The sequence below is a fragment of the Agathobaculum sp. Marseille-P7918 genome, from assembly GCF_900625105.1.
In the GTDB taxonomy this organism is placed as follows: Bacteria; Bacillota; Clostridia; order Oscillospirales; family Butyricicoccaceae; genus Agathobaculum.
Genome location: NZ_UYYD01000004.1, coordinates 152,138 through 177,381, shown reverse-complemented (window position 1 = coordinate 177,381; position 25,244 = coordinate 152,138). Strand labels below are relative to the sequence as shown.

Genomic DNA, 25,244 nt, shown 5'->3' with positions numbered 1-25,244 from the left:
TTTTTACTGGAGTTCCGACTTCCAGCGATTTACCAAGAGTAAAAAACTCTTAGAATTTCAGGTTCGCACTACACTTGATATAAAACCAAGTTAAGCTTTCTCGTTGTTTAATTTACAAGGTACAATCCGCTGAAACAGAGAGTTTTCAGGACTTTTCGAAGCCCTTTACCGTTCTCGGTGACATCTTATTTAGTATATCAGATTCGAAGCAGTTTGTCAAGAAGTTTTTTCTTTTCTTTTCAAACTTTTTCGACCCGCGCCGCCTCTCTCAGAAGCAGCTCATCTAGTGTACCAAACCGAAAAGCTTTTGTCAAGAAGTTTTTTCGACTCTTTTCAAACTCTTTTCGATCGCGCCGCCCCTCTCGGAAGCAGCTTGATTAGTATACTACCCTCACCGACCTTTGTCAACATATTTTTCTACAAATTTTTTATTTTCCCCTTTCCTCCATATACTGCATTTGTATCCTTGCGTTTTCCATGGTATAATGCTGCCACTCTATATCTTTATAGGATGGCATCCGCAATCCTATTATTTCCACATGGGAGGACTTTATGCTCAAACGCTTGATTTTTACCGCTTTCAGCATTGCCGCTTTGACTTGTTCGGCATCCGCGGTGACTGCGCTGCCCGCTGCATCCGGTGGCCAGACTTTTTATGTCAGCACTTCGCTTTCGGATACGGCGGGACGTTCCGCCGATCCAACGATCTATAATATAAACGGCAACACCTACTTCAAGCTGCGCGATCTGGGACGCCTGCTGGATTTCGGGGTTACATATGAGGAAGCAACCAACGCTGTCCACATCGATCCAAGTGCATCCTATATTCCCGTTTCCGGAGAGAGCGGCGTTATCCAGAATACCGCCACCACTTCTGCCACCGCTGTGGAGACCCGTCAGACACTTTATCTGAACGGTTCCCGCATTACGCCGACCGTCTATAATATCAAAGGCAATAACTATATTGGGCTGCGCGCTTTGGGCGAACTGGCGGATTTCGGGGTTGCCTATAATTACGATAACAAACGCATCACGGCCTATGCCGCCTACCCTTACGCTGCGGAAACCACCTGGTCGGCGGCCATGAACGATCTTGCCAACAACCTGCGCGTTTTACCGGCCTCTTCCTTCGCTTCCGCCGCCGGCCGGTATGCGCCGGTGATCACCGGACAGTCCAACGCGGATTGGCGCGCACTGGTGAGCCAGCTTCGCGCGGTTAAGGATGCACCCGTTTACGCATCCTCTGCAAACAATCTGTATCGCAGCAATCTGTATTGGGCGGACAAGCTCACCGCCGCGCTGACCAATACCAGCGCCGCCGCGACGCCGCAATATGCCCGCAGCCTGACTGCACTTGCCGATGCCGACCTGTTTGACAATCCGGACAAGTCTGCGCTGCAAGCCGATTTTCAGGCCATGGCGTCCGCGTATCTCGGCGCAAAACCCGCTTCCGTCAGCAGCGTCACGGTCTCCAACGGCTATTCGCGCAATGCGCGCAGCCGCCCTTCGCTGACCGATACCTACACGCTGACCGGCGGCGCGACCGCTGCGGATGTCACCGCGGCAAAGCAATACTTTTCCGCCGACATGGCCAAGCTGTCCGCGCTGAAAACCGATACTGAGCGTGTCTCTTACATTTATACCTTGCTGCAAAGCCAGTTCCGCACCGGCGGCAGCGCATCCTGGGTGAAGGCATACGGCAAAAACGGCAGCGTCAGCGCGCTTTCGCTGGCGGCGGCTGCCGACTGGATGTTTGCCGAAGCGGGCATCCCCGCTTTTCTGGCGCAAAGCTGGTCCGCCGCATGGAACGTCGTTTATGTCAACGGGCAATGGGCTGTGTTTGATTTTGCCAAGGGCAGCGCGCTGCGCTCGCTCGACGAATACCGCCTGATCGACACCCATCCCGGCTCTACCCTGCTTTTGACGCAGGTCATGCGCCCCGGCGCTTCCTATTATAATGTCCGTACGACAACCATCGACAAGTATTTTACCTATACAAACATTGCCGGCACGGCACAAGCGACCGCGCAGCAGATGCAGACCTATATCAAAAAGGTCAACCCCAATGTAGCGCAGTCGGTCATCGATATGATCCCCTATTATCTGTCCGAAGGTCAGACCGAAGGCATCCGCGGTGACCTCGCGTTTGCGCAGTCCTGTCTGGAAACCGGCAACTTCACCTTCAAGGACAGCGCGGTCAAGCTCGAGCAGAACAATTTCTGCGGCCTTGGCGTGCTGGACAACGGCATGCTGGGCGCTTCGTTTGACACGCCGCAGCTGGGCATCCGCGCGCAGGTGCAGCATCTCAAAGCCTATGCCAACAAATCCCCGCTGAACAATCCGGTGATCGACCCGCGCTTTTCGCTCGTCACGCGCGGCGCCGCACCCACCGTGCAATATCTCGGTATTCAGGAAAATCCGCAGGGGTACGGTTGGGCCGCCGGGGCGGATTACGGCGTCAAGATCCTCAACATTCTCGAGAATATCCTCGCCTGCTGACGGGCATACTGACTGTGAGGTGAAACTACATGAACCGGTATCACAACCTGACCGAAATGCTGGCAATCAACCGTTCCGCGCATGCCTATTTCGACCGGCTGCCTGACCGCATCCGCCGCAAAATCATCGAACACGGCGACTGCTTCCACTCGCAGGCCGAGCTGCAAGGCTACGCTGAACAGCTGCTGCATCAGGAGGAATAAAAACAATAAAGTGCTGCCGTCGGCTTCGGCAGCACTTTTTCGTCCTGCGCCGGACCCAAACGACGCCTTATAGAACCTCTTACCATAAGAATTTTGTCCGCCGCACAATCACAGACTTTCGCAAAATTTGTTCAAAACTGCCTTTGCAATCCCCTCGCATCTTTTCTATAATATAGTTACAACGTGTAGCTCATCGGCGTAAATCCGGTTGATGCTGCACGTTTTTTATTTTTCTACACCATATTTGCAGTATAAAGGAGCGAAAGTATGAAGAGAATCAAAGCGGCCTGTATTTGCCAAACGTTGCATTTCCAGCTCAAGGAAGATGTGGGACATGATTATGCCGTTCGGTTGGTCAACGAAGAAGTTGTCCACTATAAAGCCCAGCTTGACCGCAACCATACCCAGTACAAAATCGTCGAACAGACCAGCCAGCCGGATGGGTCCATCATTCTGAAAATCATCAAGCAATACAATCAAAGCCCGGTGGGCGACTATCTGCAATAAAATATCGATCGAACGCGTGTAGCCAATGGCATAAATCCAGCATTGGCTACACGTTTTTGTTGGAGGCAAAGAACAAAATGGAGCAAAAATCAAATACCTTTCTGGAAACTGAGCCCATTGGAAAGCTGATGGGCAAATACGCCGTGCCCTGCATCATTTCCCTGCTCGTTGCGGCCCTATATAATATTGTCGATCAGATCTTCATTGCCAACGCCGATTATCTCGGCTCTTACGGCAACGCCGCGAACACCGTCGTGTTCCCGTTGACCGTAGTCGCGCTCGCCATCGCCGTGCTGATCGGCGACGGCTGCTGCGCCTTCGTCAGCATTTGTCTGGGTGCAAACGAAAAGGAAAACGCCCACAGGAGTATCGGCAACGCCATCCTTTTATGCGTCGCAGGCAGCCTGATCCTGACCGCCCTCTATCTGATCTTTCAGGAGCCGATCCTGACCATGTTCGGCGGCCGGGTCAACGAGGACACCTTCCGGTATTCCAAGGAATATTTCTTTTATATCTCGCTCGGCATTCCGTTCTATATGTTCGGACAAGCGATGAACCCGATCATCCGTTCGGACGGCAGCCCGAAATTCGCCATGGCGTCCACACTCGCCGGCGCCGTCGTCAACATCATCCTTGACCCGGTCTTTATCTTCGCCTTCCAGTGGGGCATGATGGGCGCGGCCGTCGCCACTGTTCTGGGGCAGATCCTGACAGCCATCCTCGCCATCTGGTATTTGCGGCACATGAAGGCGGCCGCCCTGCAAAAAAGCAGCTTTGCCCTCAACCGCATCCTGATCGCAAAATTCCTTCCGCTGGGCATTTGCAGTCTGCTGTCACAGATTTCCCTGGTCGCCGCAATGGCCGCAATCAACAACATGATCCGGCAATACGGCGCACTTGACCCTATTTTCGGCCAGACCCAGTATGCACAGATCCCGATGGCAGTCGTCGGCATTGTCATGAAGTTTTTCCAGATCGTCATTTCCATCGCCGTCGGCATGGCAGCGGGATGTATCCCGATCGTCGGATACAACATCGGTGCCGGCCACAAGGACCGTGCCCGCAGCCTGTTCACCCATCTGCTGCTGGCGGAAGCCGCCGTAGGCGCGGTGGCGCTGGTGATTGTAGAATGTTTCCCGCATCAGCTTATCTCAATCTTCGGTGCTGCCAACGAAAGCGCCTATTACACCGACTTCGCCATGAAATCCTTCCGCATCTATCTGTGCATGATGATCTTCGCATGCGTCAACAAAGGCACCTTTATCTATTTGCAGTCCCTGGGCAAAGCCCTGGCATCCACGGTGTTATCCATGATCCGTGAAGTGCTGTTCGGCGTAGGGTTTGCCCTGCTGCTGCCTCTCTTTTTCGGTCTGGACGGCGTGTTATACTCCATGCCGGTATCCGATATCCTGACCTTCCTCATCGCTATCCTGATGATCCGGTCCACCTATCAAACCCTGCGGGAAAACAAGGAGGTAATCCGATGAAACACAAAATCATCACCATCAGCCGTGAATTCGGCAGCGGCGGCCGTACCATCGGCAAGATGACCGCGCAGACGCTCGGCATCCCCTGTTACGATCAGGAACTGATCGAGCGCATCGCCGAAAAAAGCGGCTTCACCAAAGAATTTGTGCAGGAAAAGGGGGAATACACCTCGCACCGCAGCTGGCTGGTCAACGCGTTTTCCGACCATTCCATGCAGGGGATCTCCACACAGGACTACCTGTGGACAATTCAAAAGCGCGTGATCCTGGATCTGGCCCAGCAAGGAGCCTGTGTGATCGTCGGACGCTGTGCAGACTACATCCTCAAGGACACCGCAAACTGTCTGAAGGTGTTCATTCATGCGGCCATGGACAAACGAGCCGACCGTATCGTCCGTCTGTACGGGGAAACGCAGGACGCACCCGTGAAGCGGCTGAAAGACAAGGACAAGCGCCGAGCCGCTTACTACAAGTTTTACACAGACTACGAATGGGGCGACGTGCGCAACTGTCATCTCGCACTGGACAGCGGCGTGCTCGGTCTGGAAACCTGCGTGCAGCTGATCGTCCGCGCATACGAGTCCTACTGTATCTGAACCGAAAAAAGCCGAAGCGGGGACGTGCCTCTCCCCGCTTCGACTTTTTCACATAAGTCTCATAAAACCGCTTCTGCGGCCGGTCAATCAATATTGAGCGCTTCCCGCAGAACGCGCAGGCTTGCCAGATGGCCGTCCAGCATGGACAGCGTCAGATCCTCCATTTCCAGAGAAATCTCATCGTCATAGCCCGACATGCGCACCACCGAGAAGAATTCCTTCCACCACTTTGCGTCATGCCCCGCGCCGACCGCGACGTAATTCCACGCACGCTTGGCAAACGCGTCGATCGGCTTGGTGTCCAGCATGCCGTTCGGCTGCCAGTACCGGCGCTCCGGGCGGGAATCCTTGCCATGCACATGATAGATCGCGCCATGCTCGCCCAGCACGCGCGCCGCCTCGATCGGGTCGCCGCCCATCCAGAACAAGTGCGACGGGTCGAGGTTCATGCCGACCATCGGCCCGACCGCCTCGCGCAGCCGCAGGCAGGTCTCCGGATTGTACACCAGCTGCATGCCGTGGTTTTCCAGCGCAATTTTCTCAATCCCGCAGTCTTGTGCCATTTTCACGATCTCTTTCCACGCGGGGATCGCAACCTCGTTCCACTGATAGTCCAGGATCTCCTGCGTCTCGGGCGGCCACGAAGTCGTGATCCACACCGGCGTCTTATCCCCTTTGCAGCCGGCCGGCAGACCGCTCATCATAACGATTTTCTTCACACCCAGCATCTGCGCCAGCGCAAATGTTTTTTTGGTGACATCCATTTCCTTCTCATAGGCGAGCGGATTGCCCGAGCAGTTGAGCGCGCACAACTCCAGCCCACGCGCGCGCATCGCGTCGTACCACTGCTCCCGCGCTGTCCGGTCGCTGACGAGCAAGTCCAGATCACAATGCGGCGCCCCCGACCAGTTGCCGGTTCCGATCTCGATCGCCGCGATGCGCTGCTCTACGCAAAAGTCCAGCATTTTTTCATACGGCATATCCAGTGTACAGGTCTTGATTGCCAGCTTCATGCGGTATTCCTTCTCTCCACTTAGATTTGCTGTAATTTTACCACACTGTAACCTTCACCCGCAAGAGATATCTCCAAAATATGCCCAAATCAGACGTGTTTTTCCCACCACTTCCTCATGAAATGTGCCCATAAAGCATATTTTTGCACAATGCACACCCGTTGTTTTCGGTTTGCAAAACCATTCTTTGTGAACCTGCACAAAGCAACCCGTAACGAACTCGCTATTACCGACAAAAATGACAACAAACTCTTGTCAAAGCACCACAGATGCATTAAAATATTACCAGAACGTTGGAGCGTTCCAGTGTCCTGCATAGGGCAGGACAACACTCAGAGCAGAGAGCATAAGCCGAGATGCTGCAAAAGGATCTTTTCTTTTTACAGCGGACCGGAATCCTCCGGATGGCATCTGCCCCCTGCGCGAAAAAAGGAGAGAGGTTTTATCATGAAGAAGAGACTACTGGCAATGTTACTCGCAGGCGCAATGTGCGCTGGCCTCGCAGCTTGCGGCGGCACCACTGATGACACCGCTAGCAACGGCGAGAGCGGTGGCGAGTCCTCCGGCGAGGGCTACTCCGTTGACGTCATCCTGAAGACCACGGCTTCCGAATACTGGGGCTACGTTAAGGCAGGCGCTGAAGCGTACATGGCTGATAACCCGGACGTTAAGGTTGAGGTTAAGGGCGCTTCCTCTGAGACCGCTTACGACGAGCAGCAGAACATGATCGAGACCGACCTGAGCTCCGGTGCGTATGACGCTTTCGTTATCGCTCCGCTGCAGGCTGATCTGGTTAAGACCCTGATCGCTGGTCAGGAAGCTCCGATCATCGCGGTTGATACCGATATCGATGCACCGGAAGTTCTGTCCTTCGTAGGCACCGGTAACGAAGAAGCGGCTGCTATGGGCGGCGAAGAGGCTGTTAAGGCTGCTCAGGCTGCTGGCTGGACCGAGATCAAGGCGATCGCGATCTCCGGTGTACAGGGCGACGGCACCGCTACCGCTCGTCTGACCGGTTACCAGAAGGGCATCGAAGAGGCCGGCGGCACCTTCCTTGCTGACGAAATCCAGTATGCTGACGCTGTTGCTGACAAGGCTGCTAACTCCATGGAAGCTATCATGCAGAACCATCCGGAAGGCATCGCTATCATCGTCTGCAACAACGACGATATGGCAATGGCAGCTGCCCGCGCTGCGAAGAGCAACTCCGCTTATGCCAACACCATCTTCGTTGGCTTCGACGGCATCCAGTCCGCTTGCACCGCGATCCTGAACGGCGAAGAGACCATGTCCGTTGCACAGGAAGCTTACGATATGGGCTACAAGGCTGTTGAGACTGCTGTTGCAGCTCTGAACGGTGAGACCCCGGCTGAGTTCGTTGACTCTGGCTGCTCTGTTGTTACCAAGGACAACGCTCAGGAGCGTCTGGACACCCTGAAGGGCTATCTGGGCGAGTAATTTTGCGAGCCGCTCTTGTAGGTAAGTTTTAAGTAAAAGGGAGGAACCCCTGCAAGGATTGAATAATCAGTGCAGGGGTTCTTTCCAGTTACCGACCCCCACCCGCGAGACTGAGACAAAGTGCTTGGCTTTTGCTGAAAAACTTTGTCCTGCAACTGTACCGAGACCAGTTTCCTTATGTCCCGCACTTCATCTCGGAGAAGAAAAGGTGATATGCAAATGAGTGAATACGTAGTAGAGCTGAAAAACGCAACTAAGCGTTTTCCGGGCGTAGTGGCTCTGAAAAACATGCAGCTCGCTGTCAAACCCGGTGAGATCCTGGGTCTGATCGGTGAGAACGGCGCGGGCAAGTCAACCCTGATCAAGGTGTTGACCGGCGTGCACCAGGCAGACGAGGGCCAGATTTTTGTTGACGGTGTAGAGCAGCATTTCAAGAATCCGAACGATTCCGCAGCCGCCGGCATTGCCTGTGTATATCAGGAACTGAATATTGAAAAACTTCTGAGCATTACAGATAACATCTTTATCAACAAGTGGATCAAAGGCAAAGGTGGCCTGCTTGACTATTCGGCCATGCACAAGAAGGCCAAGGAAGTTATGGCTTCCCTTGGTCAGGATGTTGACCCGACCAAACCCGCAGGTAACTTTGGTATGGGCGTACAGCAGATGATCGAAATTGCAAAGGCAGTTCTGATCAACGCAAAAATGATTATTATGGACGAGCCGACCTCGTCTTTGGGCGAAAAAGAAGTAGAACAGCTCATGAAGACTTGCCGCGAACTGAAATCGCGCGGCATCGGCATTGTCTTTGTTTCGCATAAGCTCGAAGAACTGTTTGAGCTGTGCGACCGCGTCACCGTTATCCGTGACGGCGAGTACATTTCCACCAAACCGATCGACGAATGGGATAACGATTCGTTGATCACCGCAATGGTTGGCCGTTCGCTGGACAACCAGTTCCCGAAGGAATTCGGCACCAAGAGCGCTGAGCCGATGCTCCAGGCGGAGCATCTGATGGAAGCCGGCGTGCTTCGCGATGTTTCGTTTGAAGCATACGGCGGACAGATCCTCGGCTTTGCCGGTCTGGTTGGCGCAGGCCGTACCGAGACCATGCGTGCGATTTTCGGTGCGGATCCGCTTGACAGCGGTAAAATCATCATCAAGGGCAAGGAAGTACAGATCAAATCCCCGAGTCAGGCCATCAAGGCAGGCATTGCGTTCCTGACCGAAGACCGTAAAGGCCAGGGCCTGGTTCTGGCGCAGAGCATTCGTACCAACCTGATCCTTGCAAACATGAAGGGCTTCAGCGATGGCCCGTTCCTGAATGAAAAGCGCATTCTGGAAGCCGGCGAAAAGAATATTGCTTCCCTGCGCATCAAAACCCCGTCGATCGATGAAATCGTCGGCCAGCTGTCCGGTGGTAACCAGCAGAAGGTTGTTATCGGTAAGTGGGTCAACACGGATGCCGATATCTTCATTTTCGACGAGCCGACCCGTGGTATCGACGTCGGCGCAAAGGTTGAGGTTTACAACGTCATGAACGACCTTGTCAAACAGGGCAAGTGCGTTATCATGGTCTCCTCTGAAATGCCGGAGATCCTCGGCATGAGCGACCGCGTCATCGTCATGCGCGGCGGCGAGGTCATGGCCGACGTAGACCGCGACAGCAAACATTTCAATCAGGAAGACCTTATGAAGGCAGCTTGGGGAGGTAAATTAGATGACTAAATCGAAAAAGTCCAGTAATTTGATGACTTATGCTGGCACGTTCGGCGCACTGCTGATCCTTTGCATTATTTTCACCATTTTTTCGCGTAACTTCTTGACGTTTTCCAACTTCATGTCCATCCTGCGTCAGTCTTCGTTCAACTGCCTGCTGTCTGTTGGTATGTTGCTCTGCCTGATTACCGCCGGTATCGACCTGTCCGTAGGCGCGAACGCGACCTTCTGTGCATGTCTTGCCGGTATGATGGTCAACAAGGGCGTTAATAACTCCTTTGTTCTGATCGTTGTCATCATCGTAGCTGGCGTCCTGATCGGCTGGATCAACGGCACCCTGCTGACCCGCCTGCACCTGCCCCACCCCTTCGTTTCTACCCTCGGTATGAAGAACGTACTTTGGGGCGCAGGTCTGATCGTAACCGGTTCTCAGATGGTTTCCTTCTCCGGTTTGAACGGCGTTATGTGGCTGGGCTCCGCTTCGATCGGCAGCTTCCCGGTCAGCTTCGTAATGGTTATCATCATCTACATCATTATGCACGTTCTGCTGACCCGCACTTCGCTGGGCCGCTCGATCTACTGCGCAGGCGGCAACCCGGAAGCAACCCGCCTGTCCGGTATCAACTCCGCAAACGTTCTGACCTTCTGCTATGTGATTTCCGGTTTGATGGCTGCTCTGGCTGGTCTGGTTTCGATCGGTCGTTCCGGTATCTGCAACGGCGTTAACGCAATCCAGCCGTACGATACCGACGCTATCGCATCCTGCATCATCGGCGGCGCTTCGTTCATGGGCGGCAAGGGCACCATGCTCGGCACCATGCTCGGCGCTCTGATCATCCAGACCCTGCGTAACGGCTTCACCCTGCTGTCCATCGACTCTGCAATGCAGAACTCGATCCTCGGCCTGGTTATCATCGGCGCCGTACTGCTCGACGTTACCCGTGAGCGTATGGAAGCTAAGGCTCGCCGTCTGGCTGCAAAGTAATCACTCATTGCAATACATCGGAAAAGGCTGTCGCTCCGCGGCAGCCTTTTTCCATTACAAGTATGATCATTGTCCCCCCTCTTTTCCCTCATGTTTTTTTGCGAAAGATTGTCCCCCTTCTCTTGCATCCTCATCCAAACTATGCGAAAATAATGATATCAAAAGTTGGTTTAGCTGCTTGTTCGCGAGTGCTCTTTCCCGCAGCAAATGCAGACTGATCCATCAGCTGTTTCACCCATCACAAAGGAGAGATTACATATGCTGAATATTGGTGTAATCGGCTGCGGTGCCATCGGCCGCGACCACATCCGCCGTCTGCACGATCTGGTGCCCGGCTGTCAAGTTGTTGCCTGTGCCGATTATTTTGAGGAAGCCGCGCGCAAAACCGCAGCGCAGTATGAAGGTCTGCGCGCCTATCCGTCCGGCGAAGAACTGATCGCAGCGCCGGAAGTGCAGGCTGTGCTGATCGCCTCGTCCGACCCAAGCCACGCAGGCTATGTGCTGGAATGCCTCAAGCACGGCAAATTTGTATTCTGCGAAAAGCCGCTGGCACAGAACGCTGCCGACTGCGAGAAGATCATTGAAGCCGAGCTGGCACAGGGCAAGCGTCTGGTGCAGGTTGGTTTCATGCGCCGTTATGACCGCGGTTACGCCGAGATGAAGCGCATCATCGACTCCGGCGAGCTGGGCGCGCCGCTGATGATCCACGCCTGCCACCGCAACGTCTCCCAGCCGGACGGCTTCCAAACCGAAATGGGCGTATCCAACGTCGCCATCCACGAGCTGGACATTTGCCGCTGGCTGCTGTCCGATGAATACGCAAACGGACAGGTGCTCAAGGTACGCCAGTCTGCCTGCTCGACCAAGGGCTATGACAACCCGCAGATCGTTCTTCTGGAAACCCAGTCGGGCGCACGAATCGACGTCGAGGTACAGGTTGCCGACGCCTATGGTTACGACATCCAATGCCAGGTCGTCTGCGAAAAGGGCACGGTCAATCTGCCCGACCCGTACGCCGTTGTCAAGCGCGCCAATGCGACCCGCTCCTTCCCCATCCTGACCGACTGGAAGGATCGCTTCATCGAAGCTTACGACATCGAGCTGACCGAATGGGTCAAGTCGCTGGCCGCCGGCGGCCCGACCGGCCCGTCTGCGTGGGATGGCTACGCGGCCTGCGTGGCTGCGGATGCCCTCAACCGCTCGCGCGGCACCGGCCAGTTCCTGCCGATTGAAATGATGGAAAAGCCCGCCATGTACAAATAAGTGCTGACAAAAAAGCCGCCCTTTCAGGCGGCTTTTTTCACAGGATAAACGCAAACAGCCCCGCGCATCCCGCGCGAGGCTGTTTTGATTCTTCTATAAAGGATGGTCAGAAACGCATCAATATTCGACCTTGACCGCCTTGCCGGTATGGAACGAATCCGTGATCGCATAGGTAACCACCGTTGCCTTGGTGCCGTCATAAACGGTCAGCTCGGGCTTGCGGTCCTTCTGGATGCAATCGATGAAGTCCACCATTTCCAGCAGATACGCTTCCGCAAAACGCTGCGGGAAGTTCTCGACGATCTCCTGACGCGCGCCGTACTGGTCGTATACCATCACGCGATCCTTCCACGGCACACCGGCCACGCGGATGTGACCATCGGTCGCAACGATCTCAGTCTCGGTATGGTAACCATGCGGCGCCGTACGGCCGACGTGCAAGAAAGCAACCGTACCGTTGTCAAACTTGAGCATCGCCATACCGGTCTCGGTATCGCCGTTCTCCGCAAATTCCGGATGCTTGAACGTCGTGCCCGCCGCATAAACTTCGGTCACCTCGCCGCCGAGGAACCAGCGCATCAGGTCGATGTCGTGCGACGCCGCATCGATAAAGATGCCGCCCGAGGTCTTGGAGAACTTGATGCAGCTCTCGACCAGCGCCTCCGGATCCAGACCGGTCGCCTTGACCAGATACGGCTTGCCGATCTGACCGGCATCGATCTTGGCCTTGGCATCAGCGTAGGACGGGTCATAGCGGCGCATGAAGCCCAGGAAGAACACCTTGTCCGGGTGACGCTCAACAGCGGCCTCGGCGCGCTTGCACTCTTCCAGCGAGCAGCCCAGCGGCTTATCCGTGAACACATGCTTGCCGGCGTCGAGCGCGTACTCGATCATCCAGCAATGCTCAGGAGACGAAGAAACGATGACCACGGCTTCGATATCCGCTTCGTCCACCATCTTCTTATAATCTGTCGTTACATAATCGACCTTGAGATAATCCTTCGCCCAGTCCAGCTCCTTCTGCTCCAGCGAGCACGCAGCAACCAAACGGCAGCCCGGAATCTTAAAAGCCAGATTTTCCGCATGCACAGCGCCCAAACGGCCCAGGCCAACGATACCTGTTTTTACTTCTTTCATGTGATTTGTCTCCTTCTTTTCTGAGAATATATTTCTCTCTCACACGGCCGACTGCCGCTTTTCTCCATGCATTATCATATCATTTTACCGCGCGAAAAGCAAGCAAACAGGCCGCAATTTCCCGCTGTTCCGTGTGGATTTGGCACTCTGTCCCCGGGTGTGACAACAACCGGAACATCATTTAACAAAATATTCATAAACGGCACTTGACTTTGCAGCTATACGGTGGTAAATTTAGTTTAGCACTCAGGAAGGATGAGTGCTAAACTCAATAGAAAGGAGTCGGGTTCGGTGGAACTTTCCGAGCGAAAAAAGCAAATCCTCAAAGCCATCATCGGCGATTATATCCGCACAGCCGAACCGGTCGGCTCCAAGGCACTGACGGAAGGTCATTCCCTCCCCTTTTCCTCCGCCACCATTCGCAACGAAATGAGCGAACTGGAGGAAATGGGCTATCTGGAAAAACCGCACACCTCTGCCGGCCGGATTCCCTCTCCGCAGGGTTACCGCCTGTATGTGGATGAACTGATGGAGCAGCCGGCGGATACCGGCGACGACGATCCACCGCTTCAGTCCATGATGCAGACCAAGGTGCGGGAGCTGGACCGTCTGATCCAAGAGGCGGGCAAGCTGATTTCCAGCCTGACCAATTACGCATCCGTTGCCATCACCCCTGCGCTGACGCAAATCTCCATCCGGCAGTTTGAGATCATCGCAGTGGACAAAATGAACTTTGTCATTGTGGTGGTTACCGATTCGGGCACGGTCAAAAACAAGATGGTGCGCACGATGGCGGACGTTTCCAAAGAGGAAACCGAGCTGCTCACCTATGTGCTCAACCAGACATTGACCGGCCTGCCGCTCAGCCACATTACCGCAGAGCGTTTCGATATCGTGCGCCGCGCCGCCGGTCTTTCCGCGCTGCTCGCGCCGGTTGCCGAATACATCGCGGAACTGATCGAAGAGCTGAGCGACCAAAAAGTCTTTCTCGAAGGCACCAACAAGCTGCTGCGCTTCCCCGAGTACCGCGACCTGCACAAAGCGCAGGCGCTGCTCGATTACATGGAGGATGACCGCAAGCATCTGCTGCCGGCCACCCGCAAGATCGATGGTATCCAGTTCTTCATCGGACCGGAAAACGGGGCCAATCCTCTGCGTGAAACCTCAGCGATTTACGCAAAATATGATATCGGCCACATCGGTCAGGGCGCCATCGGCATTGTCGGACCGACCCGCATGGATTACGCCAAGCTGTCCGCACAGCTCAGCCGCTTTGCCAAGGGCCTGAACAAGCTGATCGCGGAAACCTTTTTGGATGAAAAAGACGGGAATCATTGATTTCCTTGCAAATGGAGGCATCAAATCAATATGAGCAAAAAGAAACAGCCCGAAACCGCCGAAACCGAACAGGCAGCAGCGGAGCAGGCAGCCGAAACCGCTGCCGAACAAACGGGAACGGAACAGCCTGCCGCACAGCCCGCTGAGGACTGGAAGGCCAAGTTTGACGAACTCAACGACCGTTACCTGCGCATGGCGGCGGAATATGACAACTTCCGCAAGCGCAGCCAACGCGAACGCGAGCAGTCGTATAATGACGCGGTCAGCCACGCGGTCAAGGCGCTCTTGCCGACTTACGACAATCTGGAGCGCGCGATCAAGGCGGAAACCGCGGACATGGAATACAAAAAGGGCGTGGAAATGACCATGACCCAGCTGGTCGAAAGCCTCAAGGGCTTAAACGTCACGATCATCGAGGCGTCCGCAGGCACCGGCTTCGATCCCAACTTCCACAACGCTGTGATGCATGTGGAGGACGACAGCTTGGGCGAAAACGTCATCGCCGAGGTGTTCCAGCAGGGCTTCCAGATCGGCGACAAGGTCATCCGCCACGCGATGGTCAAGGTTGCCAACTAAAACGAGGAATAAAAATCGAGAGACGCTCCCGGTTTTTATGGAAATTTCTCAGGTGAGAAATTTCCGGATAAATGCGCGCCCAACAGCGCGAAAATAGTGTAATAAAGCATCTGAATCATATAAAGGAGTGCTATCAATCATGGGCAAAATCATCGGTATCGACTTAGGTACAACCAATTCCTGCGTAGCCGTTATGGAAGGCGGCGAGTCGGTCGTCATCCCCAACGCGGAAGGCGCACGCACGACCCCGTCTGTTGTTGCGTTCTCCAAGGACGGCGAGCGCATGGTCGGTCAGGTCGCAAAGCGTCAGGCCGTCACCAACGCGGATCGCACGATTATCTCTATCAAGCGTCACATGGGCTCGGATTACCGCGTCAACATCGACGGCAAGCCCTATTCCCCGCAGGAGATCTCCGCAATGATCCTGCAGAAGCTGAAGGCGGACGCAGAAGCTTACCTCGGCCAGCCGGTCACCCAGGCGGTCATCACGGTTCCGGCTTACTTCTCCGACTCTCAGCGTCAGGCGACCAAGGACGCCGGCAAGATCGCGGGTCTGGAAGTCCTGCGTATCATCAACGAGCCGACCGCAGCGGCACTGGCTTACGGCGTCGATAAAGAAGCCGAGCAGAAGATCATGGTTTACGACCTCGGCGGCGGCACGTTCGATGTCTCCATTCTGGATATCGGCGAAGGCGTACTGGAAGTACTGTCCACCGCAGGCGATACGCACCTCGGCGGCGATGACTTCGACCAGCGCATCATCGACTGGATGGTTTCTGAGTTCAAGAAGTCCAACGGCATCGACCTGTCGAATGACAAGATGGCTATGCAGCGCCTGAAGGAAGCGGCAGAAAAGGCCAAGATCGAGCTGTCCGGCATGGCGCAGACCTCGATCAACCAGCCGTATATCACCGCGGACGCCACCGGCCCGAAGCACCTCGAGCTGACGCTGACCCGCGCAAAGTTCAACGAACTGACCGCAGATCTGGTCGAGCGCACCATGGGCCCGGTTCGTCAGGCGATGTCGGATGCCGGCCTGACCGCGTCCGACCTGTCCAAGGTCCTGCTGGTCGGCGGTTCCACCCGTATCCCGGCGGTACAGGAAGCAGTAAAGAACATCACCGGTAAGGAAGGCTTCAAGGGCATCAACCCGGATGAATGTGTTGCCATCGGCGCATCCATTCAGGGCGGCGTACTTGGCGGCGAAGTCAAGGACGTCCTGCTGCTCGACGTTACCCCGCTGAGCCTGGGCATTGAGACCCTCGGCGGCGTATGCACCAAGCTGATCGACCGCAACACCACCATCCCGACCAAGAAGAGCCAGATCTTCTCGACCGCGGCCGACAACCAGCCGTCCGTTGAGATTCACGTCCTGCAGGGCGAGCGCGAGATGGCAGCGGGCAACAAGACCCTCGGCCGCTTCACCCTCGACGGCATCGCGCCGGCGCCGCGCGGCGTACCGCAGATCGAAGTTACCTTCGATATCGACGCCAACGGCATCGTAAACGTATCGGCGAAGGATCTGGGCACCGGTAAGGAGCAGAAGATCACCATCACCGCATCGACCAACCTCAGCCAGGAAGAGATCGACAAGGCAATGCACGAAGCCGAGCAGTACGCCGAGCAGGATAAGAAGAACAAGGAAGCCGTTGAGATCCGCAACAACGCGGAGCAGCTGGTCTTCCAGTCTGAGAAGGCACTGACCGATCTGGGCGATAAGCTGACCGCGGACGAAAAGAGCGGCGTACAGGCTGAGATCGACAAGGTCAAGGAAGCGCTCAAGGGCACGGATACCGATATGATCAAGATGGCCACCGACAACCTCTCCAAGAAGTTCAGCGATCTGGCCGGCAAGATCTATCAGCAGCAGGCACCGCAGGGCGGCGCCAACATGGGCGGCCAGCCGGGTGCAGGCGCACAGGGCGGCGCGCAGGGCGATTTCGTTGACGCGGACTTCACCGAAGTCAAGGACGACGATCAGAATAAGTAATTTCCATGCCGCGTGGGGCGGAACGGGTTCCGTTCCGCCCTGCGGCATGCTATTTTCCGTTATTTGAGGGATCACAATGGCTGATAAAAGAGACTATTACGAGGTGCTGGGCGTACAAAAAGGCGCGAGCGAGGAAGAGCTGAAAAAGGCTTACCGCCGTCTTGCCCGTAAATACCACCCCGATCTGAATAAAGATAATCCGGAGGCTGCCGACAAGTTCAAGGAAGTCAACGAGGCGTATGAAGTGCTGTCCGATAAAGACAAGCGCGCGAAATACGACCAGTTCGGCTTTGCAGGCGTCGATCCGAGCTATGGCGGCGGCGCAGGCGCCGGCGGCTTCGGCGGCTTTGACATGGGCGACCTCGGCGACCTGTTCGGCTCGTTCTTCGGCGGCGGTTTTGGCGGCAGCCGCAGTTCGCGCCGCAATGCACCGCAGCGCGGCGAGTCCATCCGGCAGAATATCATCCTCTCGTTTGAGGAAGCGGCTTTCGGCTGTGAAAAGGAGATCTCGGTCAACCGCATCGAATCCTGTGACGCATGCGGCGGCACGGGCGCGGCCAAGGGCACGAGCGCAGAAACCTGCCCCAACTGCCGCGGTACCGGTGTGGTAACGCAGACCCAGCGCACGCCGCTGGGCATGTTCCAGACGCAGGGCGCCTGCCCGAACTGCCGCGGCACCGGCAAGATCATCAAAAAGCCGTGCCCCAAGTGCGGCGGTGCGGGCCGCGTGCGCAAGACGCGCAAGTTCAAGGTCAACATCCCGGCCGGTATCGACGAAGGCCAGTCCATCCAACAGCGTGGGCAGGGCAATGCCGGCGTCAACGGCGGCCCGGCGGGCGATCTGTTTGTGACGATCTCCATCCGTCCGCATCCGATCTTCACCCGCGAAGGACAGGACGTCTACGTCGATATCCCGATTTCCTTCACGCAGGCGGCTTTGGGCGACACGCTGCAAGTGCCGACCATCGACGGCCGCGTGGAATACAAGGTACCGGAAGGCACACAGACCGGCACAGTGTTCCGCATGAAGGGCAAGGGCATCCAGAACGTAAACGGCCGCGGCCGCGGCGACCAGTATGTCCGCGTCAGCATCGAAGTGCCGCGCAATCTGTCCGAAAAGCAGAAGAAACTGCTGCGTGAGTTTGAAGAACTGTCTACCGACGAAAACCAGAGCAAGCGCAAGGGCTTTTGGGATAAAGTCAAAAACGCACTGGACCTCGACTAAATCACATAATAAGACCCGGAACGAAATCGTTCCGGGTCTTGTTTTATGTTTTTTTCGTTACTTGTCCGTGCCGCGATAGTAGCGGATAAGCGCCTGCGTGCCCAGATCGCCCATGCCCTCGGCTTCGAGGTCGCCATACATCGTGCAGACCCGCTCGAGCACGGGCAGCGAGCCAAAGCCCTGCCCCTGCGCGATTTTCATGTCCTTGATAAAGTGCTTGAGGAAAAAGCCGGGCGCATAATCCTCTCGCATCATCTTGGGCATCAGGTTCTCCATCTGCCACGAGCCGGCCGCACCCTTGGAAATGCTGTCGAGCATCTTCTGCGTATCCAGCCCAGCCCGCTCGGCATAGGCCAGCGCTTCGCTGACGCCGGCAATCGTACCCGCAATCGCGATCTGGTTGGCCATCTTGGTGTGCTGGCCTGCACCTGCCGGGCCTTCATACACGATCTGCTTGCCCATGGCCTCAAACAGCGGCAAGCAGGCCTGAAAATCCGCCTCGTCGCCGCCGACCATGATGGACAGCGTGCCGTTTTTCGCACCCGTATCGCCGCCGGAAACCGGCGCATCCAGCGTGTGCAGACCGCTCGCCTTGCCCTCTTCATAAATGCGCACGGACAATTTCGGGTCGGTCGTCGTCATGTCAATCAGATAGGTACCCGGCTGCGCGGCGGCAAGAATGCCCTCCTGTCCGAAATACACCTGCTCGACATCCTTCGGGTATCCTACCATCGTGATCACTGCATCCCGGCCAACGGCACACGCCGCAGCCGAATCGCACCAAGTGACATCGTTTTCCGCCAGAAAATCCGCCAGCTTGGATTTGGTACGCGAATAAATCGCCACTTCATAGCCTGCTTTGAGCAGGTTTTTCACCATGGAACGCCCCATCACACCAACGCCGATAAATCCGATCGATTTCATTGTTCTTCCTCCTATCCCAAATCAAAAATCAACGATCCTTAAGCGAAATATATGCGGTTGCCGGCTGTACGCAGCGGTACGCCGGACGGATGATCTTGTCCGTATTGACCAGCTCTTCCAGTCGATGCGCGCTCCAGCCCACGATACGCGCAATGGCAAACACAGGCGTGTACAGCTCGGGCGGCAGCCCCAGCATGGAATACACGAAGCCTGAATAAAAATCGACGTTCGCCGAAACGCCCTTGTAAATATGGCGCTCATGCGCGATCACCTCGGGCGCCAGCCGCGCAACCAGCGAATACAGCGCAAAATCCGCATCCCTGCCCTTCTCGTGCGCCAGCTGTCCGACGAAGGACTTGAACACCTCGGCACGGGGATCGGAGATCGAGTAAACCGCATGGCCCAAACCGTAGATCAGGCCTTTACGGTCAAACGCTTCCCGGCGCAGCAGTCGGCCCAGATAATCCGCAACCGCTTCCTCATCGGTTGTATCCGTAACGTTCTTTTTCATATCCTCGAACATCTGCACAACCTTATAGTTCGCGCCGCCGTGCTTGGGGCCCTTGAGCGAGCCAAGCGCCGCCGAAATCGCGGAATAGGTATCCGTACCCGACGAGGTGACCACATGGGTGGTGAACGAAGAGTTGTTGCCGCCGCCATGCTCCATATGCAGCACGAGCGCCAGATCGAGCACGCTCGCTTCCAGCGGCGTATATTTCATATCCGGCCGCAGCATGCGCAGAAAATTGGATGCCGTGGACAGGCTGTCCGACGGATAATGAATATACATGCTTTCGCCGCGCTCATAGTAATTATAGGCATGATACGAGTAAACCGCGAGCATCGGGAACACCGAAATCAGCATCAGGCACTGCCGCAGCACATTGGGCAGCGTAATCTCGTCCGCTTTGTTGTCATAAGACGCCAGCGTCAGCACGCTGCGCGAAAGGCTGTTCATCATGTCATGCGTCGGCGCTTTCATGATGACGTCACGCGTGAAATTGGTCGGCAGCGTACGGCCCTGCGCCAGCAGGCTTTTGAAATCGCTCAGCCGTTTGGCGTCCGGCAGCTCACCGAACAGCAGCAAATACGCCACTTCCTCGTAACCCTTGCGGCCATCCCGAATGAACCCCTGCACCAGATCGTTGATCTTGATGCCGCGATAATACAGCTCACCGTCACAGGGAACCAGCTTACCGTCCACCTCTTTTTTGGAGATGATATCCGATATATTGGTCAGTCCCGCGAGGACGCCTTCTCCGTTCAGGTCACGCAGACCGCGCTTGACGTCGTATTCCTTATACAACGCTGCATCAATGTGGTCATGTCTGGCGCACAGCGACGCCAGTGCTTCCACCCGCGGCGTGACCTGCAAAATATCGTGTTCTGCCGTCATATAGTATCCATCCCTTTCCAGCATATACTATCCCATGTATATATTGTATCTGGAAAAGCGCAAGGCTTCAATGACAATTCGGTAATATCCTGTTAATAATTTGTGAATTTTCACAGAAAAAAAGCGACAGTCTTGCAATTTTTGGGTATATATTGGACAATTTACTCAAAAAATGCATCCCATTTCCGTGCAATCCGCGATAAAAAGAAAGGCACCCAAGGTGCCTTTCCTGCTGTTTCAGCGGATGTAATTGAACATGGTGCGGGGATGGGTTTCCGGGGGCTCGATCCCGGCCTTGTCGATCACCTTGAGCATCCACGCAATGTTGCGGCCCAGCTTTTCGATGACTTCCACGCCCTCGATATCCTGCTTGCACTCGCCGATTTCCGCGCCATGCACCGCATTCCAATAATCCGAGGTGACCAGCACCATCTCCATCGCGTCCATCAAGCCGAGCAGCTGCTGATAGGTCTCCATGCCGCCCGAACGGCGCAGGGTGCAGAGCGCCGCGCCCACCTTGTGGTGGAACTGATTTTCGCCGCAGCAGGCCGCAAGCATGATGCGGTCCATCACGCACTTCATGCTGCCCGCAATGCCGCCGTGGTAAACCGGCGAGGCCAGCACGATGCCGTCCGCCGCGATGCACTTTTCGATGATCTCATTGACGCCGTCATCGTTCTGCACGCAGCGCAGCGTGTTGTTGTTCAGGCAGTGGTAGCAGGCCATGCACGGATGCACCTTGGCGCCCGGCTGGCATACCTCAAACTCGATGCCCTCCTGCTCGAGCACCTTGCCCAGCACGTCGAGCATCTGCGCACAGTTGCCGCCCTTGCGCGGCGAACCATTGATCGCTACAACTTTCATTTTTCTTGTCCTCCTCTTTTTTCATCCGGCATCCGGATGCAGCTTGTTAATCAATATGCTTTTGGTTTTCCAGCCGGTACAGCCGCATAACCACCAGCGTATGGTTGAGCTGCGGCCCCATCAGCAGGATCATACTGACGATATACAGCCACAGCATCAGCACGATGATGGCGCCCAGCGAACCATACAGCACGGAATAACGCGCCATATTGTCCACATAAAACGAAAATCCCCACGAAACCAGCAGCCATGCCACGAGCGAAAACAGCGCGCCCGGCCACACCTCCCGGAACTTGAGATGCAGGTTGGGTACGACGCGGTTAAACAGCATCAGAAACACGAAAATGAACGGGATCATCACCCAAAAGCTGGCGTCATGGGTCATGTTGAGCACCGGCTGCGGAATGGGCGCCACGCGCGGCAGCAGGCGGATCAGCGCCTTGCCCGCAACGACCAGCACGAAGCTGCACACGACCGATACCAAAAATCCCGCCGTGATGCCAAACGAAATCAGCACATCCCGGATCATGCCGCGCGCCACCTCGACATGGTAGATGTCATTAACCGTGCGCATCATCGAGCGTACCGCGCGTGAAAGGAAATACAGCGTCAGGCCGATGCCGATCAGCATGGGACTGACCGGCGGCGTTGCCGCAAGCTGGTCCAGATAGGAAACGATCAGCTGCTGCAAGCTCTTGGGCAGCATTTCCAGCACAGGCTGAATGCCTTCCAGCGACAGGTTCAGGCGCGCCAAAAGCGCATTGAGAAAAATCAGCAGCGGGAAAATGGAAAACAGCAGGAAATACGACAATTCTGCCGCCGCCTGCGGAATGCCATCCGAAAAGTATCGGTAAACCATGCGTTTGACCAAATAGAAAAATCGGTTTTGTCCGTTCATGGCACCCTCCTCTTTCCGCCGCAGTTTTTATTATTGTACCAGCTTTTTTTCCCATTTACAACTTGCGTTTTGCCGCAGAAAGCGGTATACTGTCCATAATAGAACATTTGTTCTGATTGGAGGTGAGGCGAATGCCGACCGATCGTGCCGTGACCTGTTGTTTTTCCGGGTACCGTGCCGAAAAAATGCCGTTTGCGGCGAACGATCCGCGAGCCGATGCGCTGCTGTCCGCGCTCGACTGCGCGATTGCAGATGCCGCGGCGCAAGGCTACACGGTCTTTTTCTCCGGCATGTCCACCGGCTTCGACCTATGGGCGGCCGAAGCCGTGCTGCGCGCCCGCGCATCGCTGCCTGTGCAGCTGTTCTGCGCCGTCCCGTTTGACCAGCAGGCCGAGCGCTACACCCTCGACTGGAAGCGTCGCTTCAACCACTGCCTGCTCGCGGCGGACCGCGTTTTCGCGCTGTCCCGCGACTACTATACCGGCTGCTACGCCGCGCGCAACCGCTTTATGGTGGACGCCTCTTCCCTGCTCATCTGCTATTTCGACGGCAAGCCGGGCGGTACGGCGCAGACCGTCCGCATGGCGGAGCAAAGCGGACTGCGGATCGTCAACCTGGCAGGCTGCCAGATGCAGCTTTTTTGACGGAACACAAAAACTCCCTTCGGCGCTTGACGCGTCGAAGGGAGTTTGCTTTTGCTGAAAAACCGTTCGATCAGTCTACCTTGACCGTCCAGCCCAGCTCGTCCGGCTGGGTGCCCCACTGGATGCCGGTCAGCGTGTCATACAGCTTGTGGGTGATCGGGCCGATCTCGCCGTTGTTGATGTAGGCCACATCGCCCTCATAGCGCAGCTCGCCTACCGGAGAGATAACCGCCGCCGTGCCCGTGCCGAACACCTCTTCCAGCTTGCCGTCCTTGGAAGCCTGCATCACGTCCACGATCGGCAGGCGCTCTTCGGATACCGGAATGCCCCAGTGCTTGAGCAGGTCGATGCAGCTCATGCGGGTGACGCCCGGCAGAACCGTACCGATGCAGGGAGCGGTGTAAACCGTGCCGTCGATCTTGAAGAAGCAGTTCATCGAGCCAACCTCTTCGACATACTTGTGCTCCACGCCGTCCAGCCACAGGGTCTGCTCATAGCCCAGCTCGTGCGCCTTGACCTGCGAAATCAGGCTGGCCGCGTAGTTGCCGCCGCACTTGGTAAAGCCGGTACCGCCGGGGCAAGCACGGGTGTACTCATCCTCAACGAAGATCTTGACCGGGTTGATGCCGGTGGAGTAATACGCGCCGACCGGCGAGCAGATGATGATGAACTGATGGGTCTTGGACGGACGCACGCCGAGGTGCGGCTCAGTCGCAATGACAAACGGACGGATGTACAGGCTGGTGCCCGGCTGATGCGGCACCCAATCCTTTTCCACCGATACCAGCGCCTTGACGGCCTGCACGAAATCCTCTACCGGCAGGCTGGGCAGGCACATACGATGGTTGGTGTTGATCATACGCTGGGCGTTCTTGTCCGGGCGGAACAGCTGGATCGAGCCGTCCGGCGTACGGTATGCCTTCATGCCCTCGAAGGACTCCATCGCATAGTGCAGCACCATCGCCGCAGGATCAATCGACAGAGGCTCGTACGGTACGATGCGGGCATCATGCCAACCCTGCTCCTCATCGTGATCGATAATCAGCATATGGTCGGTATAGTAAATGCCAAAGCCCAGGCTATTCTCGTCCGGCTTGGTTTTCTTGTGGTCTGTGAGCTGTGTTCTGATCTGCAGCATGGTGGATTCACTCTTTCTTTTATTGGTTTTGTACGCATTCCGTCATAGATTTTGTACTCTTTCATTATAGCACTTTGCCAAGATAAAGCAAGGCGTTTTTTTACAAGAAGGATGACAAACCATCGGCTTTTTGTTATAATATGTTCGTGTAAATTGCTGAAAGGAGTGACCGCGTATGAAACGCCGGCTGAAAAAGCTGCTCAGTGTGCTGCTTTGTGCGGTGCTGATCGTTGTCGTGCTTCCCGCGCCGGCCCGCGCATTGACGCTGACCGCGGTCAACGATACGCTGCTCCCGCTGTCCGACAGCACCATGCCGGCACGGCTGGGCGGCGAGCTGTATGTCCCGTATAGTGTGTTTTCCTCTCTGGGGGTATCCGCCTCCAGCGACGGAAGCGTGCTCAACCTCTCCGCCAACGGCCAAACCCTCAGTTTTGCCACGGACGAAGGTTATGTCTATGACCAAAACCTGAACAGCTACTCCACTCCCGCCTACGATATGAACGGCACGGTATATGTCCCGGTCAAACTGTGCTGCGGCATGTTCGGGCTGAGCTATTCCACGCTCACCGCTTACGGCGAAACCGTGCTGCGCATCACGGACGGCTCTGCCTCCAGTGACTCCTCGTTTGCCTCCAATCAGGGCAGCGCGATCGAAAGCGCCATCAACGCATACAAAGGCATCACGCCTTCCCAACCCTCGGACGGCGGACAGACCACGACCAAGCCGACCGAACCGCCCATCCCCGCGGTAGAGGAGAAACCCACACAAAAACCCGCCCGCGTGTACTTAACGTTTTACGGCGCACCGACGTCCGCCGCGACGCCCGCCATTTTGGACGCGCTGCAAAGCGCCGGCCGGCTGGCGACCTTTTTCCTGCCGACCGATTTCTCCACCTGGCCGGATGACGTCATCCGCCGCATCGTCGCCGAAGGGCACACCCCCGCCCTGCTGCTCAGCGCGAATGAGCAGACCAGCGCCGAGGACATGGTGGCGTCACTCGCGGCGGCCAACGAACGCTTAAACCTGCTGACCGGCTCGTCCGCGCGCATTATATCCAATGAAACCGGCTGCGATAAACTGACGCAGACACAGCGCGACGCGCTGGTCAAGGCTGGCTACCGGCTGTGGGACACCACGATGGACTGCGGCGACGACACCCAGTCCGCCGCCCGCGCCTATGCCACCACCGCGCAGAAATTTGCCGGGACGACCGCAACCGTTGTGCTCCGGCTGCATCACAGCCGCAACACCGCGCAAACCGTACAGCTGCTGACCGCCTATATGTCGCGGCAGAGCATCCCTTCCTCGCGCATCACCTTCAGCGCAACGCCCATCAACAGCGCTTCGGATACCCGATAAGCACCAAAGCAAACGCAGGCCGCA

The 25,244-nt window shown here is 56.1% G+C and carries 22 protein-coding genes; 15 read left to right on the top strand and 7 right to left on the bottom strand.

The genetic code is table 11. The annotated features are described in order from the left end of the window. The first annotated feature begins 552 nt into the window (after window positions 1-552). The 5 genes from EJL02_RS14655 to EJL02_RS08320 all read left to right on the top strand — a co-directional run bounded on the left by EJL02_RS14655 (window position 553) and on the right by EJL02_RS08320 (window position 5,292). Window positions 553-2,499, top strand: a complete 1,947-nt coding sequence (locus EJL02_RS14655) for a glucosaminidase domain-containing protein (RefSeq protein WP_243114433.1) — start codon at window positions 553-555, stop codon at window positions 2,497-2,499. A 29-nt stretch (window positions 2,500-2,528) separates the two neighbouring features. Further along, complete coding sequence (locus EJL02_RS14160; RefSeq protein ID WP_164510350.1) at window positions 2,529-2,702, top strand: hypothetical protein; 174 nt, start codon at window positions 2,529-2,531, stop codon at window positions 2,700-2,702. Between the two features lie 267 nt (window positions 2,703-2,969). Continuing rightward, complete coding sequence (locus EJL02_RS08330; protein WP_125115946.1) at window positions 2,970-3,209, top strand: hypothetical protein; 240 nt, start codon at window positions 2,970-2,972, stop codon at window positions 3,207-3,209. Window positions 3,210-3,286: 77 nt separating this feature from the next. Then, window positions 3,287-4,696, top strand: a complete 1,410-nt coding sequence (locus tag EJL02_RS08325; RefSeq protein WP_125115945.1) for an MATE family efflux transporter — start codon at window positions 3,287-3,289, stop codon at window positions 4,694-4,696. Next, window positions 4,693-5,292, top strand: a complete 600-nt coding sequence (locus tag EJL02_RS08320; protein ID WP_125115944.1) for a cytidylate kinase-like family protein — start codon at window positions 4,693-4,695, stop codon at window positions 5,290-5,292. The genes EJL02_RS08325 and EJL02_RS08320 overlap by 4 nt, the downstream gene beginning before the upstream one ends. Window positions 5,293-5,375: 83 nt before the next feature. On the opposite strand, the gene EJL02_RS08315 is transcribed toward EJL02_RS08320, so the two are convergent. Further along, window positions 5,376-6,305: a sugar phosphate isomerase/epimerase family protein gene (locus tag EJL02_RS08315; protein WP_125115943.1), complete on the bottom strand. Its 930-nt coding sequence runs from the start codon at window positions 6,303-6,305 to the stop codon at window positions 5,376-5,378. Between the two features lie 447 nt (window positions 6,306-6,752). Here EJL02_RS08315 and EJL02_RS08310 point away from each other — a divergent pair, with 447 nt between their 5' ends. The 4 genes from EJL02_RS08310 to EJL02_RS08295 all read left to right on the top strand — a co-directional run bounded on the left by EJL02_RS08310 (window position 6,753) and on the right by EJL02_RS08295 (window position 11,730). Next, a complete protein-coding gene (locus EJL02_RS08310) occupies window positions 6,753-7,763 on the top strand; it encodes a sugar ABC transporter substrate-binding protein (protein ID WP_125115942.1) in 1,011 nt (336 codons plus the stop codon). Window positions 7,764-7,982: 219 nt separating this feature from the next. Further along, window positions 7,983-9,491, top strand: coding sequence for a sugar ABC transporter ATP-binding protein (locus tag EJL02_RS08305; protein WP_125115941.1), 1,509 nt, complete (start codon window positions 7,983-7,985; stop codon window positions 9,489-9,491). Further along, window positions 9,484-10,467, top strand: a complete 984-nt coding sequence (locus EJL02_RS08300) for an ABC transporter permease (RefSeq protein ID WP_125115940.1) — start codon at window positions 9,484-9,486, stop codon at window positions 10,465-10,467. Before EJL02_RS08305 ends, EJL02_RS08300 begins: the two co-directional genes overlap by 8 nt. A 258-nt stretch (window positions 10,468-10,725) precedes the next feature. Further along, window positions 10,726-11,730 (top strand): Gfo/Idh/MocA family protein, encoded by a 1,005-nt coding sequence (locus EJL02_RS08295; protein ID WP_125115939.1) that lies wholly within the window; start codon window positions 10,726-10,728, stop codon window positions 11,728-11,730. Window positions 11,731-11,847: 117 nt separating this feature from the next. Here EJL02_RS08295 and EJL02_RS08290 read toward each other — a convergent pair whose 3' ends face one another. Beyond that, window positions 11,848-12,867 (bottom strand): Gfo/Idh/MocA family protein, encoded by a 1,020-nt coding sequence (locus tag EJL02_RS08290; RefSeq protein WP_125115938.1) that lies wholly within the window; start codon window positions 12,865-12,867, stop codon window positions 11,848-11,850. A 291-nt stretch (window positions 12,868-13,158) separates the two neighbouring features. Between EJL02_RS08290 and hrcA the strand changes: the two genes are divergently transcribed. The 4 genes from hrcA (at window position 13,159) to dnaJ (ending at window position 17,996) form a co-directional block, all read left to right on the top strand. After that, window positions 13,159-14,205: a heat-inducible transcriptional repressor HrcA gene (gene hrcA, locus EJL02_RS08285; RefSeq protein WP_164510349.1), complete on the top strand. Its 1,047-nt coding sequence runs from the start codon at window positions 13,159-13,161 to the stop codon at window positions 14,203-14,205. Between the two features lie 30 nt (window positions 14,206-14,235). Then, window positions 14,236-14,781, top strand: coding sequence for a nucleotide exchange factor GrpE (gene grpE, locus EJL02_RS08280; RefSeq protein WP_125115936.1), 546 nt, complete (start codon window positions 14,236-14,238; stop codon window positions 14,779-14,781). A gap of 139 nt (window positions 14,782-14,920) precedes the next feature. Then, window positions 14,921-16,771: a molecular chaperone DnaK gene (gene dnaK / locus EJL02_RS08275; RefSeq protein ID WP_125115935.1), complete on the top strand. Its 1,851-nt coding sequence runs from the start codon at window positions 14,921-14,923 to the stop codon at window positions 16,769-16,771. A gap of 76 nt (window positions 16,772-16,847) precedes the next feature. Then, a complete protein-coding gene (dnaJ, locus tag EJL02_RS08270) occupies window positions 16,848-17,996 on the top strand; it encodes a molecular chaperone DnaJ (protein ID WP_125115934.1) in 1,149 nt (382 codons plus the stop codon). A gap of 57 nt (window positions 17,997-18,053) precedes the next feature. On the opposite strand, the gene EJL02_RS08265 is transcribed toward dnaJ, so the two are convergent. The 4 genes from EJL02_RS08265 to EJL02_RS08250 all read right to left on the bottom strand — a co-directional run bounded on the left by EJL02_RS08265 (window position 18,054) and on the right by EJL02_RS08250 (window position 22,078). Then, window positions 18,054-18,920 (bottom strand): NAD(P)-dependent oxidoreductase, encoded by an 867-nt coding sequence (locus EJL02_RS08265; RefSeq protein WP_125115933.1) that lies wholly within the window; start codon window positions 18,918-18,920, stop codon window positions 18,054-18,056. Window positions 18,921-18,948: 28 nt separating this feature from the next. After that, window positions 18,949-20,316, bottom strand: a complete 1,368-nt coding sequence (locus EJL02_RS08260) for a citrate/2-methylcitrate synthase (RefSeq protein ID WP_125115932.1) — start codon at window positions 20,314-20,316, stop codon at window positions 18,949-18,951. A gap of 237 nt (window positions 20,317-20,553) precedes the next feature. After that, on the bottom strand, window positions 20,554-21,180 hold the full coding sequence (locus EJL02_RS08255) for a flavodoxin family protein (RefSeq protein ID WP_125115931.1): 627 nt from the start codon (window positions 21,178-21,180) through the stop codon (window positions 20,554-20,556). Between the two features lie 46 nt (window positions 21,181-21,226). After that, a complete protein-coding gene (locus EJL02_RS08250) occupies window positions 21,227-22,078 on the bottom strand; it encodes a YihY/virulence factor BrkB family protein (RefSeq protein ID WP_125115930.1) in 852 nt (283 codons plus the stop codon). A gap of 131 nt (window positions 22,079-22,209) precedes the next feature. Here EJL02_RS08250 and EJL02_RS08245 point away from each other — a divergent pair, with 131 nt between their 5' ends. Then, window positions 22,210-22,722 (top strand): SLOG family protein, encoded by a 513-nt coding sequence (locus tag EJL02_RS08245; protein ID WP_125115929.1) that lies wholly within the window; start codon window positions 22,210-22,212, stop codon window positions 22,720-22,722. Between the two features lie 70 nt (window positions 22,723-22,792). On the opposite strand, the gene EJL02_RS08240 is transcribed toward EJL02_RS08245, so the two are convergent. Further along, a complete protein-coding gene (locus tag EJL02_RS08240; RefSeq protein ID WP_125115928.1) occupies window positions 22,793-23,860 on the bottom strand; it encodes a branched-chain amino acid aminotransferase in 1,068 nt (355 codons plus the stop codon). 175 nt (window positions 23,861-24,035) lie between these two features. Between EJL02_RS08240 and EJL02_RS08235 the strand changes: the two genes are divergently transcribed. After that, window positions 24,036-25,220 (top strand): polysaccharide deacetylase family protein, encoded by a 1,185-nt coding sequence (locus EJL02_RS08235; protein ID WP_125115927.1) that lies wholly within the window; start codon window positions 24,036-24,038, stop codon window positions 25,218-25,220. Window positions 25,221-25,244: the final 24 nt, after the last annotated feature.